Below are 17788 nucleotides of genomic sequence, written 5' to 3' on the forward strand. Positions count from 1 at the left end.
ACAACTATCCGCCTCACCTTCCCTACACCTTCGGCGCTGGCGGCAATTCTATTGCCTTTTATAATCGTCCTCGATGCGGATGACATCATCCTCGCCGATATAGGCTCCGGTCTGGATTTCGACCAGTTCGAGCGGGATCTGCCCCTCATTGGCAAGCCGGTGCGGCTGGCCGATCGGGATATAAACCGACTGGTTCTCCGTCAGCAACTTCGTTTCTTCGCCGATCGTCACCGTCGCCGTGCCCTTGACGACGATCCAGTGCTCCGAGCGGTGATAATGTTTCTGGAACGAGATGCGGTGGCCGGGATCGACAGTGATATGGCCCACCCGGTAACGCTCGTCCACATACATGTGCTCGATATAACCCCAGGGGCGATAGACGCGCTTGTGGGTCTGCGTCTGCGGCGCATGTTCGCCGTCCTTCAGCGTCTCCACCAGACCCTTCACATCCTGCACCCGGTTTTTCGGCACCACCAGAACCGCATCCTTGGTGGCCACCACCACCATGTCTTTGGCGCCAACCACCGTCGTCAGCAATTGCGTCGAATGGATGAGGCAACCTTCGGAATCGATGAAGACGCCGTTGCCTTCCAGCGCATTGTCGTTGCCGCGCTTGTCGGCAATTTCCCAGATCGCATCCCAACTGCCGATATCCGACCAGCGGAAATGACCGTGCACCACCGCCATGCGTTTGGTCTTCTCGATCACGGCATAGTCGATGGAGTTCTTCGGCGAGGCCTCGAAGCTGGCTTGGTGCAGGCGCACGAAGCCGAGGTCGCTTTCATATTGCTCGACCGCCTGCGTCACCGCTGCAAGAATCTCCGGGGCGAAGGCCTTCAGTTCGGCGATCATCACATCGGAGCGGAACAGGAAGTTGCCGGAATTCCAGAGATAACCTTTTTCCAGATAGGAGATCGCCGTCTTCATATCCGGCTTTTCCACGAAGGCATCGACGGTGCTGAGGTCTTTTTCGCCATCGATCGCCTCACCCGGCTTGATATAACCGTAGGAGGTGCGCGGTTCGGTCGGCACCAGGCCGAAGACGACGATATTGCCCTGATCGGCAGCTTTTGCGCCGAGTTTCACGGCCTCTGAAAACTTGTCGGCATCGAGCACCACATGGTCGGCGGCAAGCGCCAGCACCAGGCATCCGGGCTCGCGGCGCTCGGCCAGCACGGCGGCGGCGGCCATGGCGGCGGCGCTGTCGCGGCGGGCGGGCTCCAGCACCACCGTTGCCGGCAGATCGATCTCTTCGGCCTGACGGCGGGCGAAGAAACGGAAATCCTCATTGGTGATCACCAGCGGCTCGGCATAAAGGCTCTTGTCACCCACCCGCTGCAGCGTCTGCTGATAGGTCGAAAGATTGCCGACCAGCGGCTGAAACTGCTTGGGCAACTGATCGCGCGATACCGGCCAAAGCCGCGAACCAGCACCGCCGGCCAGAAGAACCGGCGTGATCTTTCGAGAGTGTTCCTTCACAACAAAACCTTTCCAACTCTAAAAATTTCCCGGCGCGCCGGACAATATACATATTTCGAAATACCGCCATCATCGGTTCACGGGCGGATAAGCGCAAGCTCATAAATTCGCCTTGTGAAAGCTTGGTGAACGGCGGGGCATTTGCCGGCAGGCCCGTTTTCCTAACGCAAGGGGAAGTGCGAGGTTCCGTACGGAATGGCCGCTCAAAGTGACCGAGAGCAAAGACCCCCCCCCGGGACAAAGCCCTGCGCTTCATTTTTCGGAGTGATAAGCCGGGCCCGCCAATCCTATCGGCAAAGCCTTTGACACGAACAACGGGAATTAATCGATTAAATCGGCCGCAAATTTCATCACGCTTAAATTTGCTGCACTGAACAACATTCAAGGCTTGGCAGGCGCGCGAAAAATACAATAACAACGGCGGATATTTTTACACTGTTATCGACACGAAAGCACGCTCAGCCCATGTCCGACACGACGAAACCCGCCAGCACCAGAACATCGGTTACGGATCAGGAAGCTCTGGATTTCCACGCGGAGGGCCGACCGGGGAAACTGGAAATCACCCCGACCAAACCGATGGCAACGCAGCGGGACCTGTCGCTCGCCTATTCGCCTGGCGTGGCCGTGCCGGTGAAAGCCATCGCCGAAAATCCGGCGACCGCTTACGACTATACCACGCGCGGCAACATGGTTGCGGTCATCTCCAACGGCACGGCCATCCTCGGTCTCGGCAATCTCGGCGCGCTCGCCTCCAAGCCGGTCATGGAGGGTAAGTCCGTTCTCTTCAAGCGGTTCGCCGATGTCGACTCCATCGATCTCGAGGTCGATACCGAAGACGCCGATGAGTTCATCAACTGCGTGCGTCACCTCGGCCCCTCTTTCGGCGGCATCAATCTGGAAGACATCAAGGCGCCGGAATGTTTCATCATCGAAAGCCGCCTGCGCGAGCTGATGGACATTCCCGTCTTCCATGACGACCAGCACGGCACCGCCATCATCGCCGCCGCCGGTCTCATCAACGCCATCGAACTGACGGGCCGCGACTTCAAGACCACGAAGCTCGTCTGCAACGGCGCGGGTGCTGCGGCAATCGCCTGCATGGACCTCATCAAGGCCATGGGGTTCAACCCTGAAAACATCACGCTATGCGATACCAAGGGCGTGATCTATCAGGGCCGTACCGAAGGCATGAACCAGTGGAAATCCGCGCACGCGGTGAAAACCAACAACCGCACGCTGGCGGAAGCCATGAAGGGCGCTGACGTGGTATTCGGCCTGTCGCAGAAGGGCGCTTTCAGCGAAGAGATGATCCGCTCCATGGCGCCGAAGCCGATCATCTTCGCCATGGCCAATCCGGACCCGGAAATTACGCCGGAAGAAGTGTCGCGCATCCGCGACGACGCCATCATGGCGACCGGGCGTTCGGACTACCCGAACCAGGTCAACAACGTCCTCGGTTTCCCCTATATCTTCCGCGGCGCGCTCGATGTCCGCGCCAGCCAGATCAACGACGCGATGAAGATCGCGGCGGCACAGGCGCTCGCCGATCTTGCCCGCGAAGACGTGCCTGATGATGTAGCCGCCGCCTATCAGGGCAACCGCCCGCGCTTCGGATCGCAATATATCATTCCGGTTCCCTTCGATCCGCGCCTGATCTCGGCCATTCCGGTGGCCGTGGCGAAAGCTGCCATCGGAACCGGCGTCGCCCGCCGGGAGCTGCCCGATCTCGACGCTTACGCCCGCGAGCTTTCCGCCCGCCGCGACCCGATGGCTTCCACCACGCAGCGCCTTTACGAGCGGGTGCGCCGCTCGCCGAAGCGAGTCGTTTTTGCGGAAGCCGAAGAAGAACAGGTCATGCGTGCGGCGATTTCCTTCACCGCGCAGGGCCTCGGCACCGCCATCCTGCTCGGCCGTGACGATATCATCAAGGCCAATGCGGAACGCGCCGGCATCGATCTCGACCGTGCCAATATCGAGATCACCAACGCCCGCCTTTCCAGCCGCGTCGATGCCTATGTCGATTATCTCTATGCGCGTCTGCAGCGCGGCGGTTTCCTGCTGCGCGACGTGCAGCGTCTGGTCCACAACGACCGCAACCATTTCGCCGCCTGCATGGTGGCTATGGGCGATGCGGACGCCGTGGTCACCGGCGTTACCCGCAACTATTCGACGGCGCTGGAGGATATCCGCCGCTGCATCAACACCAAGCCTGGCCATCGCGTCATCGGCGTTTCGCTGGTCGTCTCGCGCAACCGCACCGTCTTCGTTGCCGATACCGCCGTGCATGATATGCCGAATGCGGAGGATCTTGCCGATATCGCCGAAGAAGCAGCCGGCCTCGCCCGCCGTTTCGGTTATGAACCCCGCGTCGCGATGCTCGCCTACTCTACTTTCGGCCAGCCGACCGGCGAACGCTCCGACAAGGTGCGGGAGGCGGTGAAAATTCTCGACAGGCGCAACGTCAATTTCGAGGTGGACGGCGAAATGTCGGCGGATGTGGCGCTGAACCATCACCGAATGCAGAGCCAGTATCCCTTCGCGCGCCTTTCCGGCCCCGCTAATGTGCTGGTCATGCCCGCCATCCATTCTGCCTCCATCTCCACCAAGATGCTGCAGGAACTGGGCGGTGCGACCGTCATCGGCCCGCTTCTTGTCGGTCTCGATAAATCGGTACAGATCACCTCGATGGGCGCGAAGGACAGCGATATCGTCAACATGGCGGCAATCGCGGCCTATAATGCCGGACGATAAGAACAGGGCGTGCGGCTTTTTTCTTCTCCCCGCCGGGGAGAAGAGACAAGCCGGATGCGCTCGCTCCGCATGTGGCCATCCGGTCCTCAGCGACATCCGGACAACTCTCCCGCTCCTGACAGACCGGCACACAGCAACGGAGGAAAAGAACAAGATTCTACAATTCAAAATTATTAGGATAATTTTTCCCTCCAAAAGATTTATTGGAACCGGATTTTATTCATACTATTTTTCACGCAATGCCAATTCTCGCTCTTGGCGGGTGCCTCATGTAGTTTCCACCTACAATCAAAAGGAAATACCCATGGCCCTCTCTTTCTCCAAATTTGCCGCAAAACTCATTGCCGGAACCGTCGTCATCGCTTCGATGGCCACCGCCGCTCACGCGGATGCAACGCTTGACCGGATCAAGGGTCGCGGCAAGCTCACTGTCGGTGTTATCCTTTCCGGCGCGCCTTTCGGCTTTATCGATCCGAAGACGCAGGAGCAGAAGGGTCTCAACATCGACGTCGCCAAGGCGCTGGCCGCCGGCCTCGGTGTCGAGCTGGTCACCGAAACCGTGACCCCGCCGAACCGCGTGCAGTTCCTGCAGCAGGGCAAGGTCGATATTCTCATCGCCAACATGCAGTATACGGAAGAGCGCGCCAAAACGCTCGATTACGTCCCGACCCCCTATGACCGCCAGGGCGGCGCTGCCATCGGCCGCAAGGACAGTGGCATCAAGGACTGGTCGGACCTGAAGGGCAAGATCGCCTGCGTTTCGCAAGGCTCCAACTACACCCAGCCGCTGATCGAGCAATATGGCGCGCAGGTAAAGGCGCTGCCAAGCCAGCCGGAATCGCTGCTCGCGCTCAAGGGCGGCAATTGCGACGTCTCCGTTCACGTCAACGGCACGCTGAGCCTGATGCTTCAGGACCGCGCCGATGAGTGGAAGGATTACGGCATCCTCATCCCCACCGACCTCATCCCGTCGGATTCCGTGATCTGGCTGCGCAAGGGCGAAAGCGGCACGCAGGCCGCTCTCGACAAGATCGTCAAGGAACTGCACGCCTCCGGCAAGATGCTCGAATTCGCCAAGGCCAACCGTCTGCCGAGCATCGGCTATATGGAAGAGCAGCAGAAGAAGCTTTCGGCGCAATAAGGGACCGGGCAACTCGCTCACTCCGTCACCCCGGACAGGATCCGGGGTCCAGCGCGGTCAAGTCCTTGTTCACAAGAGACACCTTCACGGCGCAGACGCACCGTGGCTGGATGCCGGATCATCCCTTGGCTTGTTCCGGGGATCGGCATGACGCAAGGGCGGCTGCTATCATGGCGATTTCCCCTGACTATCAGGAACGGTCGGTTTCGCCCGCCGTTCTTTTCTGCTTTAAAGCAAGACAGGTCATTCTGGGGCCGCCTGCAGGGCGGCGCACCCGCGACAACAGCATGGATTTCCGATGCAGGATGGATTTACAGCGCGCTTCATAGAACTGGCCGCGTATCTCGGCCTCAACTATGACTTTCTGAACAGCGGTTACGAGGTTCAGATCTGGCTCGACGGCATGAAGATGACGTTGATCCTCGTCGCCGTCACTTTGCCGCTCAGCCTCGTCTTCGGCTTCATTTTCGCGGCCATGCTGACATCGGGCAAGGTCTGGCTTGCCGGCCCCGTGCGCGCCTATGTGGAACTGACGCGCAACACGCCGACGCTGGTGCAGCTGATGTGTGGCTTCCTCGTGCTCAACATGCTGATTTCCAACGCTCTCGGCGGCGCGCAGAACAATCCGCTGACACCCTTTTTCTGGGTCGTCGCCATCACCGGCCTGCACATTGCCGCTTTCCATGCGGAAGCGTTGCGCGGCGGCATCGAGGCGGTGCCGGCCACCACCATCGAGGCGGCGCGTGCGATCGGTTTCAGCTCCTTCGAGATTTTACGCTATGTGGAGTTCCCGCTGGCGATCCGCACGGCGCTGCCCTCCATCATCAACAACCTCGTCAATCTGGTGAAGCTCACCACGGTCGGCTCGGCAATTGCGGTGGGTGAAATCACCTATGCTTCGATCCTGATCTGGACGCAGCGCGACAATGTGGTCGAGTTGATGATCGTCATCCTGATCTTCTTCAGCGTCATCAATTTTATCGTCGCAAGGGCCGGTCTGTGGCTTGAACGGCGTCTCGCGGTTCCGGGGTTCGGTCAATGAGCGCGGTGGTTTCTCCAACACAGGCGGTAAAGAAGCCGCCCTTCGGCACCATTCTGCTGCTCGGCGTGCTGATTGCCGTCGTGCTGTGGCTGATCCTCGATCCGTCGCTCGGTCAGGTGCTGCTGCAATGGCTGCCCTATCTGGCCAAGGGTTTTGCCATGAATGTGCTGATCAGTATCCTTGCGATCGCCATCGGCACCTTCATCGGCGTCCTGCTCGGCATCATGGAGCTCGCACCCTATAGCCTCGTGCGTGCGCCGGCGCTCACCTATGTGCAGATCTTCCGCAACGCCCCGCATCTGGTGCTGATCTTTGCCGCGACCTACATCTTCCCCTTCGAGATCGTCGCCTTCGGAAACTACATTCCCTTCCCGGACTGGATCAAGGCCGTCGTCGGTCTCGCCATTCCGGCCAGCGCCCATATCGCCGAAATCACCCGCGGCGCCATCCAGTCCATTCCGACGGCGCAATGGGAAGCGGCGCAGGGGCTGGGTTTTTCGCGCAACCAGACACTGCGCTGGATCATCCTGCCGCAATGCGTGAAGCGCTCGCTGCCGCCATGGATGAACCTCTATGCGTCGATCACCATGGGTACGGCGCTCGCCTCACTGGTCGGCGTGCATGAACTTCTGCACGCCGCGACAGACGCCAGCACCGCCGTACAGCGCAACGATTTCACCGTTGTGGTCTACCTCACCGTTCTGATGGCGTTCTTCCTGTTCTGCTATCCCGTCTCCCGTTTCACGCAGCGCCTCGAGCGGCGCTTCGCTTCCCGCTGATTGGAACAAGCCATGTCCGCACCCGCACCACAAACCGCCGCAAAAGCTCTGGTCGAACTGGAAGGCATACACCTGTCCTTCGGTGACAATCAGGTCCTGAAGGGCATCGATCTTACGGTGAACAAGGGCGACGCCGTCTCCATCATCGGCCCTTCCGGCTCCGGCAAGTCCACCATCCTGCGCTGCATCAACGGCCTGCTCATTCCGCAATCGGGCAAAATCACCGTCGGCGGCACGCGAGTGGACCTGCTGAAAACCGAGGCCGAACGCATCGCGCTGCGCAAGCGCATCGGCATCGTGTTCCAGCAGTTCAACCTCTTTCCGCATCTGACGGTGATGGAAAACATCACCATCGCGCCCGTCAAAATCCTCGGCACGCCGAAGGCTGAAGCCGAGCGCCATGCCCGCGAATTGCTGGAAAAAGTGCGTCTTTCCCAGAAGGTCGATGCCTATCCCGGCCAGCTTTCCGGCGGCCAGCAGCAGCGCGTGGCGATTGCCCGCGCGCTCGCCATGCGGCCGGAACTGGTGTTGTTCGATGAGGTCACCTCCGCGCTCGACCCCGAAACCGTGGGCGAAGTGCTCGCGGTCATCCGCGATCTCGTCAATGACGGCATGACCAGCATTCTCGTCACGCACGAAATGCGTTTTGCCGAAGAAATCAGCGACAATATCGTCTTCACCGAAAACGGCCTGATCGTCGATCAGGGCACGCCGGAACACATCTTCTACAAGTCGACCAATCCGCGCATCAACGCCTTCGTCAAGGGTCTCGGCGGACAGGTGGCGCGGGTCAATGACGGCGAAGGGATTTGATGCTATGACCGCCGACGAAAAACTCACCCTTCATCTCGCCGAAGCGATTGCCGCCTCCGATCCCCTGCGTGATGAGGATGCGGTGGCCATCGCCCGCACGGCGCTGATCGATTTTTTCGCCTGCGTGCTGGGCGGCGCTGCCGACAGAAGCACGAAAATCCTGATCGACAGCTTTACACCCGGCACCTCAGGCGCGGCGGGCATTATCGGCCACGATCTGCGCACGGATGCCTTCACCGCCGCCCTCATCAACGGTCACGCCGGGCATGTGCTTGATTATGACGATGTCCACGGCAGCGTGCGCGGCCACCCGACCGTCGCCATCGTTCCCGCTTTGCTGGCTGTCGCGGTTGAGGAAGGCTCCACGGCCGATGCCTTTATCGCCGCCCATATCGTTGGGCTGGAGACCATGGCGCGTCTCGGCCTCTCGCTCGGCACCAAGCATTACGAAAACGGCTTCCACGCCACCGCCACGCTCGGCCCGATCGGTGCCGCGGCAGCGATTGCCCATCTCCTGAAATTCGATCCGCAGACTACGGCCGTGGCGCTCGGCCTCGCCGCCACGCAATCGGCAGGGCTTCGCCTGCAATTCGGCTATGACGCCAAGCCGCTGCATGCCGGGCTCGCCACGCGCGCCGGCCTTACCGCCGCGCGGCTGGCGCGATCGGGCTTTCAGGGCGCGCCGGATTTTCTGGAAAACCCCATCGGTTTTTATTCCGCTTTCGCCTTCGGCGCCGAGCAGCCGAAACGTGTTCTCTCCGGCTGGGGCGCACCCTGGCAGATCGTCTCGCCCGGCCTCACCCTCAAGGCCTTTCCCTGCTGCACCGCCAGCCACCCCGTTGCCGTCGGCGCGCTGGCGCTGCGCAATAGCAGTGGTCTGACACCGGATGAGGTCGAGGCGGTCACCATCACCTTCCCGCCCGGCGGCGATGCCGCCCTCGTTGGACCGGCCACGCCCACGACCGGCATCGATGCGCGCTTCAGCGCCGAATATGTCTTTGCCGCAGCGCTTGCGGATGGGGCGCTCGGCATCGGCCATTTCGATGAGCGCCAGACGCGCGCCGACCTGCTTGCCCTTTCCGCCAAAGTCTCGCGCCGGCATGACGAGACCGCCCGCCGCCTCTCGCCCGATCCGACCACCCGGTTCGTGGTCATCGATGTGACGAAGAAGGACGATACGATGCTGTCGCGCCGTGTCGACGGCCTTCCTGGCATCGATGACCCGACCGAAAAATTTGCCGACGCGACCGGCGGCAATGAGAAGTTCGCCGGCATTCCGGCACTGGTGCGGTCCATGAAAACCGCAGCCGACCTCAGGAAGCTCGAAACGCTTCTGGTATCGCAAATATAACTCGACCGACATGAAGGCATGATCCCCATGACCACCACGACACGCAAAAGACAGATGCATCTCGGCCTTTTCCTGCAGGGCGCCGGGCACCACGTTTCCGGCTGGCGTCACCCCGATGCGGAGGCCGGCAGCGAAAATTTCGATCTGCTTACCCGCGTGACGAAAATGGCCGAAGCGGCGAAGTTCGACATGGTATTCCTCGCCGATGGCTTGACCAGCGGCGTCGATGCCCACCCCTCGATGATCGCCCGTTTCGAACCGCTGACCCTGCTGGCAGCCCTTGCCATGGTCACCGACAAGATCGGGCTGGCCGCCACCGCCTCCACCACCTATGGCGAGCCCTACCACACCGCCCGCGCCTTCGCTTCCATTGATCATCTGAGCCACGGCCGCGCGGCGTGGAACATCGTCACCACATCCTATGCCCGCACGGCGGCGAATTTCTCCAAGGATCATCCCGAGCATGACGAACGTTATGCGGTGGCGGAAGAATATGTGAATGTCGTTCGCGGCCTTTGGGACAGCTGGGATGACGATGCCTTCGTCAAGGACAAGCAGGCGGGCCGCTATGTCGATCCGGAAAAGGTCCATATCCTCAACCACGAGGGCAAATATTTCACGGTCAAGGGACCGCTTAATATTCCGCGTTCGCCGCAGGGCCACCCGGTTCTCATCCAGGCCGGCTCTTCCGGTCCGGGGCAGGATCTCGCCGCCCGCACCGCCGATATCGTCTTCACCGCCCAGCAGGCGATTTCCGAAGCGCAGGCCTTCTATACGAGCCTTAAAGCCCGCGTGGAAAAATTCGGCCGCGACCCGGCCAGCGTCGCCGTGATGCCCGGCTTCATGCCGATCATCGGCAGGAGCTTCGAAGAGGCCGGCGAAAAGCTGAAGGAACTGAATCGCTGGACCGATATTAAGAGTGCAATGCCGCTGCTTGAAGAACGCATCGGCCACAGCCTCGCTGATTACGATCTCGACGGCCCGCTGCCGGACCTGCCGATTTCCGACCAGCTGCGCAGCCGCGCCGAACTTCTGACCGAACTGGCGCGCCGCGAAAAGCTGACGATCCGGGAGCTGGCGCTGCGCGTCGCCGCCGGCCGCGGCCACCACATCGTCATGGGCACGGCCAAGGATGTGGCGGACCGGATGCAGGAATGGTTCGAAAACGGCGCGGCCGATGGCTTCAACGTCATGCCGCCCTTCTTTCCCGGCGGGCTGGAGGAATTCAACCGGGAGGTCGTTCCGCTCCTGCAGGAGCGCGGCCTGTTCCGCAAGGACTACGAAGGCTCAACGCTGCGCGACCACCTCGGTATCGAACGACCGGCGCTGCGGTAAAAAAGCAATGCGGATGCCCGTTCAGAGGCATCCGCATCCACCGAATCTCATTCTCAAGCTGAAGCGGGCCTGAGCCCGCTCCTTTACGCGGCCGCCCGTGCCGACGTCTGGTCGCGCCGGGCCGTATTCGGAGTATCCGAGCGGGTGGACGATCCGTCTTCCCGCTGCACCGTACGGCGGTTCAGCTTGAACAGGCTGACAAGCTGCGCCAGCGCATCCGCACCCTGCGCCAGCGTCGTGCTGATCACCGTGGTACGGGCGCTCATCGCCGCATTCTCCTGCGTCATCCGGTCGAGCCGGTTGACCGCCTTGTTGATCTCGCTGATGCCGACGGCCTGCTCGTCCGCCGCTTTGGCGATCATGTCGACATTGCCGTCAATGTGCCTGACCAGCGCGTCGATCTGCTTCAGCGCTTCGCCGGTTTCGCCCACCAGCCTGACGCCTTCCAGAACCTCCGTCCCGGAATTGTTGATCAGCGCCTTGATTTCCTTCGCGGCATTGGCGGAACGCTGCGCCAGCTCCCGCACTTCCTGCGCCACGACGGCAAAACCCTTGCCCGCTTCGCCCGCACGCGCGGCTTCCACGCCGGCATTCAGCGCCAGCAGGTTCGTCTGGAAGGCGATTTCGTCGATCACACCGATGATCTGGCTGATTTCCCGCGAGGCGGTCTCGATACGCTGCATGGCATCGACTGTCCGCTCCACGACCTCGGTGGAGGCCACGGTGGATGTCCGCGCGCTCTGAACGAGCTTGCGCGTCTCTTTCATGTTTTCTGTCGACGAACGGACCGTCGCGGTGATTTCTTCGAGTGCTGCCGAAGTCTCCTCGAGCGCCACCGCCTGCTCACGCGAACGTTCGGCGAGATTGACGGAGGCTTCGCTGACTTCCTGGCTGCTACGGGTCAGGTCTCCGGTCTGGCCGAGAACGTTTTCCAGCGTCTTCTGGAATTCAGCAATGGATTTATTGAAATCGCAACGCAGCCGCTCGAACTCGCCGACGAAGGGTTTGTCCAGCGTAATACGGATGTTGCATTGAGAAAGCCGCTCGAGCGCAGCACCAAGTTCCTCGACCGCATGCATCCGGTCCGTCACATCGAAAGCGAATTTCACCACCTTGAAGACGCGGCCCCGGTCATCGATGATCGGATTGTAGGAGGCCTGAATGAAGACGCGTTTGCCATCCTTGCCAAGGCGCATGAACTGCCCCGTCGAGAAGTGGCCCTTTCCGAGTTCCTTCCAGAAATCCCGATAGTCCTCAGACTGGGCATAGGCCGGCTCGCAGAACATCGAATGATGTTTGCCGATGATATCTTCCGCCGTGTAACCGAGCGTCGCGAGGAAATTTTCGTTGGCGCTGAGGATTTTCCCCTCGGGCGTAAATTCGATCATGGCCTGCGCGCGGGAGAGCGCCGCCAGTTTCCCGCCATCCTCGGCGCTCTTGCGCTTGATCGAGGTGATGTCGGTTGCAATCTTGACCACCTTGTAGGGCTTACCGAAACGGAACACCGGATTGTAGGAAGCTTCGATCCAGATTTCGTCGCCATTCTTGGCCCGACGTCGATACTGGCCCTGATCGTATTCGCCACGCGACAGCTTCGTCCAGAAGCTCTTGTATTCGGGCGAGGCCGCATCTTCGGGAGACAGGAACATGCTGTGGGTACGCCCAACGATTTCGGATTGCTGATAGCCGACGGCCTTGCAGAAATTATCGTTCGCTTTCAAAATCTTGCCGGTCAGATCGAACTCGATGATGGCCTGTGAGCGGCTCAGCGCATCAAGCACGGCGGAAGCGTCCAGACCGAATTTGGAAAAGTGAGACATCTTTTTGAACCCCCAAACAGTAATCCATATGCAGAGCTGTTCCACCCTAGAAATATAGAGATGAAAAACGGTTGGCCCGCCTGCACGCGAAACTAGCCGGACACCGTTAAATAGCGATTAATAATGAATTATAACTATTGATCCGGAGCCTCAATCGACTGCCGGTATGCTTCATCGCGAATATATTCGCCTTGTCTATTTCGGACCGCTTATTTGCCACAGTGCTGATATTTCTGCGCCGGCAACACGATACGGCCTTTCATCGGGGCGGCATTCATTGTTATGCGGGGTTGAAAGATTTGTGTTGCAGGAGCGCCGATGACCAAAACCCTGAAATGCGATGTGCTGGTGATCGGCACCGGCATTATCGGTTCCATGGCGGCGCTTTATCTGCAGAATGCCGGACGCGAGGTGGTGCTGTTGGAGCGCGGCGAGGTTGCCCGGGGCGCGAGTTCCGGCAATGCCGGCATTCTGGCCTTCGCTGAAATCATCCCCATTCCGGCTCCCGGCATCATGAAAAAAGCGCCGCGCTGGCTGTTCGATCCGCTCGGCCCGCTCAGTGTGCCGCCCACCTATGCGGCAAAGATCGCACCCTGGCTGTGGCGTTTCTGGCGCGCGAGCGCCGAGCGTAATTTTCGCCATGGGCTGAAGTCACTCACCGACATCAACCGGCTGGCTGCCATGGAAATGGCCCATGTCGCTGCGATGCCGGAACTTTCGCATCTCGTTTCGAAAACCGGCACGCTCGATCTTTATGACAGCGAGGCAAGTCTCAATGCTGCCCGCAGGGACTGGGACGAAAAGGAAAGCGCCGGTTTCACCTTTCAGCGCGTCGGCCGCCCCGAAATCGAGGAACTGCAGCCGGGTCTTGCGCCGCAGTTCCGCCATGCCATGTTTTCGCCGGATGGCCTGCAGGTCTCCGACCCTTACGATTTCACCCGCGCCATTTTCGATCTGGTAATCGCCCGCGGCGCCAGCCTGCGCAAGGGCGAGGCCGAACGCATCGACGCCGTCGGCGAAAGTACGATCGTGACGCTGGAAAATGGCGACAAGATCGATGCCGACAAAGTGGTAATCGCCTGCGGCGCCTGGTCGAGAAAACTTGCCGCGACGCTTGGCAACATCGTACCGCTGGAAACCGAACGTGGTTACAACACCACGCTTTCCCCCGAGGCTTTCAACCTCACACGCCAGCTTTATTTCAACGACCATGGCTTCGTCGTCACCCCGCTATCGACGGGCATCCGCATTGGCGGCGCGGTCGAATTCGGCGGGCTGGAATTGAAGCCGAATTTCCGCCGTGCGGAAGCCATGCTGAAGAAAGCAGGACGTTTCCTGCCCGGGCTCAAACTGGAAGGTGGAAAACAATGGATGGGGTTCCGCCCGTCCATGCCGGACTGTCTTCCCGTCATCGGCACGGCACGCGCCACGCCGTCCGTCATCTATGCCTTCGGCCATGGCCATCTGGGGCTGACACAATCGGCAGCAACCGCCCGTCTGGTGACGCAACTGGCCAGCGGTGAGGAGACGGAAATCTCGGTCGATCCTTTCCGGCCGGGACGTTTTTCCTGAGTTCGGGAAGACGGCGCTATTTCACCGGCTGCATGGAATCGTCGGGAAACACCACCTCGGCGAAAGACGGATAGACCTTGCGCAGGATCGTGACCTGCTGCTGGTCGCTCACCCGCAGCAAATACCAGTCCGCACCGTCCATCAGCGCCAGCGTGTGGGATTTCGCCTCGATCGTCTGGCCGCCGGTTTCCATCACCGTCCTGGTCGGAATGAGCGCATAGGGCGTTCCATCAGCGGTTTGCGCAAGGCTGATCGCCTGCGTATCCATGGTGAACTCGGTTATCTTGACCGCCGCGAGCGCCATCTGCATCTGCGCGGTCAAAGCGCCGCGCAATTGCTCCACGGTAATACCCGCTTCGCCTGCGATGAATTCAAAGACTTTCGGCGGCACCGTCTTGCCGACGACATCGAAATCCTGCGCGCTCAAAGCTGTCTGAAATCGCTCTATCTGCGCGCGAAGGCTATCCTGCTCGGCAGGTGAGAGATCGCGTGGCAAAGCGGGATGCGCTATCGCCACCAGCAGAAACAGACAATATACCAGACGCTTCATGGCTTGGCCTTTCCGGTTATCCGGCATCGCCCGGTCCCCGCAACGGGAGCCGCTCATGAACGGGATCGTTCAGCGCAGCAAGAAGAAACCCGCAGCCGACAGCACGACGAAGACGACCAGACCACCAAGGAAGCCGGCGGTGGTGAAGAAACCCGCGACCATGGCCAGCATAAGCACGCACAGCATCATGGTGCCGTACTTCGTCAAGGCCAGAAAACCGTTATAGGTCTTCTCGTGCTCGGCATAGTTCATCTCGGCGCCGACTTCGACAGGACCCGTGTGGTGTTCGCTCATTCCGCTTCCCCTTGTGCTCCATCCGTCATGCCGTTGTGCGGGAAAATCTGCCCGTGGACGACCACGGGCCCATGCCGGATTCTCCGTAGCCAGAGGTAACATGAAGTCGTGGCGAAGTGCAATGGATTGTCACCTGCACGTTCTCTTCCGACAATGCGGGAAAAGTAAATTAATGGCCGCAAAAAAGAGCGCGCTGTAGCGCGCAACACAAAATAAGTGCACGATGAATAGTCGCAGGTGCCATCCGTACGGGATTCCCGGAGGAACGACGACCGTTCGGAGTTGCTTTTTTAAATGCTGTTCAATAAGCACCTGCAAACAAGAAAAAATTGGACTTGCCAGACAACAAGGCAAATAAAACGCCGATAAAAAGCTGGGGTCCGGACCTTGTATCTGGTCCTGAGGAGGGGAAAGTGAAGTTTTTATTGGGAATAAGCCGGGCCGTCGACACGGTCACCACGGTTATCGGTCAATCTGTGTCCTGGTTATTGCTAGGAGCGGTGCTGATCAGCGCCACTAATGCCGTGGTGCGCAAGATGTTCGACATATCGTCAAATGCATGGCTTGAAGTGCAATGGTATCTCTATGGCACTGTTTTCATGCTGGCGGCCGCTTACGCGCTCCTGAAGAACGAGCATGTCAGGATCGACATATTGTCGTCCACATGGTCCAAGCGCACACGTGACATCGTTGACTTCGTCCTTCACATTGTTTTCCTGGTGCCCTTCGCCGGCCTGATGTCCTATCTCGCCTGGCCTTGGTTCTGGAACTCCTTCAATTCCGGAGAAATGTCTTCCAATGCCGGCGGCCTGATCATCTGGCCTGCCAAGCTTGTCGTCCTTCTGGGCTTTTCCCTGCTTCTGGTTCAGGCATTTTCGGAGATCATCAAGCGTTATGCGGTGATTGCCGGATATATTGCCGATCCGCGTGAAACGGTGCTTTCGGAAATCGATACGGAAAACAACGGAACGGCAGGGAACTGACATGATAGATCTGATTGCGCATAACCTGCCGCTGGTGATGTTCAGCAGCGTGATGCTCCTGCTGCTTCTGGGCTATCCGGTCGCCTTCACGCTCGCCGCCGGCGGCCTCATCTATTTTGTGCTTGGCGTGGAACTTTCATGGATTTCCCCCGAAATTCGCCTCTTCTGGCCGTTGCTGCAATCTCATCCCGAACGGATCTACGGAATCATGTACAATGATACCCTGCTGTCGATCCCGTTTTTTACGTTCATGGGCATCATCCTTGAGCGATCCCGCATGGCGGAAGATCTTCTCGATACAATAGGACAATTATTCGGCCCGATCCGCGGTGGCCTGGCCTATGCGGTCATTCTCGTCGGCGCGCTGCTGGGGGCCACCACCGGCGTTGTTGCGGCATCCGTGATGGCCATGGGGCTCATCTCGCTGCCGATCATGATGCGATACGGTTATAATCGCCCCCTCGTCGCGGGTACAATTGCCGCCTCGGGCACTCTTGCACAGATTGTTCCGCCATCCCTCGTCTTGATCGTCATGGCGGACCAGCTCGGCCGTTCCGTCGGCGACATGTATGTCGGCGCTCTTTATCCCGCTCTTTTGATCATCGCGAGCTATTCCGCCTATATTTTCGCGATCTCCATTTTCAAACCGTCGCTCGTTCCTGCGCTTCCAAAAGAAGCACGCACGCTCGGCAACGGCGTGACCTCGCTTTTCGTGATGATCGCCATTTCGATAGCACTCTATTTCGTGGGCCTGTACGTCCTTTTCGCCGGCATGGCCAGTCCGGAATGGCAACTGGTGACCGCTCTCGCCTTCGCCGTCTTCACGGTATATCTGGTCGCGCTTTTTAACAGCGTCGCGAGCAGGAAGGTCATCTCCCGTCTCGCCGAACAGGTGATTATCGTTCTGGTGCCGCCGCTGGCGCTCATCTTCCTTGTGCTCGGCACCATCTTCCTCGGCATCGCAACGCCAACCGAAGGCGGCGCAATGGGTGCGACCGGTGCGCTGATCCTGGCACTTGCCAAAGGCAGGCTTTCGCTTGCGACGATCAAGAATGCGCTGGATGCGACGACAAAGCTTTCTGCCTTCGTCATGATGATCCTCATCGGCGCCCGCGTCTTCGGCCTTACCTTCTATGGTATCAACGGCAATGTCTGGATCGAGGAGTTACTGCTTGCCCTACCGGGGGGCGAATACGGCTTCCTGATCGTAGTCACGATCATCATTTTCATTCTGGGCTGTTTTCTCGATTTCTTCGAAATCGCCTTTATCATGGTGCCTTTGCTGGCGCCGGTGGCAGACAAACTCGGCATCGATCTCGTCTGGTTCGGCATCATTCTCGGCATCAACCTGCAAACCTCGTTCCTAACACCGCCCTTCGGTTTCTCCCTGTTCTTCCTGCGCTCCATCGCCCCGAACGCCGCTTGGGTGGACAAGGTCACGGGCAAAAGAATGCCGGGCGTAAAAACGACGGAAATCTACAAAGGCGTCTTCCCCTACATCGTCATCCAGTTCGTGATGATCCTTGTCGTGATCGCGTTCCCCGGCCTGGTGATGACTTACAAGAGCGGCCATACCAGCGTCGATCCCAACAGCGTCAAGATCGAAATACCCGGCGGCCCGGGAGGCAGCGGCCTGTCCCTGCCACCTCTCGGCGGGTCTCCGCAGCAGCCGTCAATGGGGCTGCCGCCGCTCAATCTCGGCGGCCCCGCGACGGCACCGTCGGGTCAGGAAAGTGGTGCGCCAGCATCACCGTCCTCCCTCGGCCTGCCGCCCCTCAACCTGGGTGGACCGCAACCCCAGCAACCTGCGCAAAACACCCAGCCCGATCTCAGCCAACCGCCGAAGATCGGACCGTAACGGCGCGGCGCGGCATC

General features: G+C 59.8%; 14 protein-coding genes. 10 read left to right on the forward strand and 4 right to left on the reverse strand.

All coding sequences use genetic code 11. The features are described 5' to 3' along the window. Positions 1-48: 48 nt before the first annotated feature. The gene (locus tag ACQZ5K_RS05110; protein WP_448739770.1) at positions 49-1479 is read right to left on the reverse strand and encodes a mannose-1-phosphate guanylyltransferase/mannose-6-phosphate isomerase; all 1431 of its coding nucleotides are present in this window, start codon (positions 1477-1479) and stop codon (positions 49-51) included. A gap of 465 nt (positions 1480-1944) precedes the next feature. On the opposite strand from ACQZ5K_RS05110, the gene ACQZ5K_RS05115 reads away from it, so the two are divergent. The 7 genes from ACQZ5K_RS05115 to ACQZ5K_RS05145 all read left to right on the forward strand — a co-directional run bounded on the left by ACQZ5K_RS05115 (position 1945) and on the right by ACQZ5K_RS05145 (position 10694). After that, complete coding sequence (locus ACQZ5K_RS05115; RefSeq protein WP_448739771.1) at positions 1945-4233, forward strand: NADP-dependent malic enzyme; 2289 nt, start codon at positions 1945-1947, stop codon at positions 4231-4233. A 304-nt stretch (positions 4234-4537) separates the two neighbouring features. Then, complete coding sequence (locus tag ACQZ5K_RS05120) at positions 4538-5374, forward strand: transporter substrate-binding domain-containing protein (RefSeq protein ID WP_448739772.1); 837 nt, start codon at positions 4538-4540, stop codon at positions 5372-5374. A gap of 298 nt (positions 5375-5672) precedes the next feature. Continuing rightward, entirely contained in the window at positions 5673-6416 is a 744-nt protein-coding gene (locus ACQZ5K_RS05125; protein ID WP_137004736.1) for an amino acid ABC transporter permease, read from the forward strand. Next, positions 6413-7195: an amino acid ABC transporter permease gene (locus tag ACQZ5K_RS05130; protein ID WP_448739773.1), complete on the forward strand. Its 783-nt coding sequence runs from the start codon at positions 6413-6415 to the stop codon at positions 7193-7195. The genes ACQZ5K_RS05125 and ACQZ5K_RS05130 overlap by 4 nt, the downstream gene beginning before the upstream one ends. Positions 7196-7207: 12 nt before the next feature. Further along, positions 7208-8008 carry an amino acid ABC transporter ATP-binding protein gene (locus ACQZ5K_RS05135; RefSeq protein WP_448739774.1) on the forward strand — a complete coding sequence of 267 codons (801 nt, stop codon included), beginning with the start codon at positions 7208-7210 and terminating at the stop codon, positions 8006-8008. Positions 8009-8012: 4 nt separating this feature from the next. After that, positions 8013-9359: an MmgE/PrpD family protein gene (locus ACQZ5K_RS05140; RefSeq protein WP_448739775.1), complete on the forward strand. Its 1347-nt coding sequence runs from the start codon at positions 8013-8015 to the stop codon at positions 9357-9359. A gap of 18 nt (positions 9360-9377) precedes the next feature. After that, entirely contained in the window at positions 9378-10694 is a 1317-nt protein-coding gene (locus ACQZ5K_RS05145; RefSeq protein ID WP_425646347.1) for an LLM class flavin-dependent oxidoreductase, read from the forward strand. Between the two features lie 83 nt (positions 10695-10777). Here the strand turns inward: ACQZ5K_RS05145 and ACQZ5K_RS05150 are convergent, their stop codons facing one another. Further along, positions 10778-12514: a methyl-accepting chemotaxis protein gene (locus tag ACQZ5K_RS05150; protein ID WP_448739776.1), complete on the reverse strand. Its 1737-nt coding sequence runs from the start codon at positions 12512-12514 to the stop codon at positions 10778-10780. A 318-nt stretch (positions 12515-12832) separates the two neighbouring features. On the opposite strand from ACQZ5K_RS05150, the gene ACQZ5K_RS05155 reads away from it, so the two are divergent. After that, complete coding sequence (locus ACQZ5K_RS05155) at positions 12833-14086, forward strand: NAD(P)/FAD-dependent oxidoreductase (RefSeq protein WP_448739777.1); 1254 nt, start codon at positions 12833-12835, stop codon at positions 14084-14086. 16 nt (positions 14087-14102) lie between these two features. On the opposite strand, the gene ACQZ5K_RS05160 is transcribed toward ACQZ5K_RS05155, so the two are convergent. Both ACQZ5K_RS05160 and ACQZ5K_RS05165 read right to left on the reverse strand, forming a co-directional pair. Continuing rightward, positions 14103-14636, reverse strand: a complete 534-nt coding sequence (locus tag ACQZ5K_RS05160; protein WP_175422133.1) for a hypothetical protein — start codon at positions 14634-14636, stop codon at positions 14103-14105. 69 nt (positions 14637-14705) lie between these two features. Then, complete coding sequence (locus ACQZ5K_RS05165; protein ID WP_003524572.1) at positions 14706-14930, reverse strand: aa3-type cytochrome c oxidase subunit IV; 225 nt, start codon at positions 14928-14930, stop codon at positions 14706-14708. A 476-nt stretch (positions 14931-15406) separates the two neighbouring features. Here ACQZ5K_RS05165 and ACQZ5K_RS05170 point away from each other — a divergent pair, with 476 nt between their 5' ends. Next, positions 15407-15913 carry a TRAP transporter small permease subunit gene (locus ACQZ5K_RS05170; protein WP_137005902.1) on the forward strand — a complete coding sequence of 169 codons (507 nt, stop codon included), beginning with the start codon at positions 15407-15409 and terminating at the stop codon, positions 15911-15913. 1 nt (position 15914) lies between these two features. Further along, a complete protein-coding gene (locus ACQZ5K_RS05175) occupies positions 15915-17771 on the forward strand; it encodes a TRAP transporter large permease (protein ID WP_137004743.1) in 1857 nt (618 codons plus the stop codon). Positions 17772-17788 lie beyond the last annotated feature (17 nt).

Source organism: Agrobacterium sp. 22-226-1 (assembly GCF_053522345.1).

Coding starts and splice junctions, on each gene's coding strand:
- ACQZ5K_RS05115 (WP_448739771.1), top strand. CDS start 1,945: ATGTCCGACACGACGAAACCCGCCAGCACCAGAACATCGGTTACGGAT.
- ACQZ5K_RS05120 (WP_448739772.1), top strand. CDS start 4,538: ATGGCCCTCTCTTTCTCCAAATTTGCCGCAAAACTCATTGCCGGAACC.
- ACQZ5K_RS05125 (WP_137004736.1), top strand. CDS start 5,673: ATGCAGGATGGATTTACAGCGCGCTTCATAGAACTGGCCGCGTATCTC.
- ACQZ5K_RS05130 (WP_448739773.1), top strand. CDS start 6,413: ATGAGCGCGGTGGTTTCTCCAACACAGGCGGTAAAGAAGCCGCCCTTC.
- ACQZ5K_RS05135 (WP_448739774.1), top strand. CDS start 7,208: ATGTCCGCACCCGCACCACAAACCGCCGCAAAAGCTCTGGTCGAACTG.
- ACQZ5K_RS05140 (WP_448739775.1), top strand. CDS start 8,013: ATGACCGCCGACGAAAAACTCACCCTTCATCTCGCCGAAGCGATTGCC.
- ACQZ5K_RS05145 (WP_425646347.1), top strand. CDS start 9,378: ATGATCCCCATGACCACCACGACACGCAAAAGACAGATGCATCTCGGC.
- ACQZ5K_RS05150 (WP_448739776.1), bottom strand. CDS start 12,514: ATGTCTCACTTTTCCAAATTCGGTCTGGACGCTTCCGCCGTGCTTGAT.
- ACQZ5K_RS05155 (WP_448739777.1), top strand. CDS start 12,833: ATGACCAAAACCCTGAAATGCGATGTGCTGGTGATCGGCACCGGCATT.
- ACQZ5K_RS05160 (WP_175422133.1), bottom strand. CDS start 14,636: ATGAAGCGTCTGGTATATTGTCTGTTTCTGCTGGTGGCGATAGCGCAT.
- ACQZ5K_RS05165 (WP_003524572.1), bottom strand. CDS start 14,930: ATGAGCGAACACCACACGGGTCCTGTCGAAGTCGGCGCCGAGATGAAC.
- ACQZ5K_RS05175 (WP_137004743.1), top strand. CDS start 15,915: ATGATAGATCTGATTGCGCATAACCTGCCGCTGGTGATGTTCAGCAGC.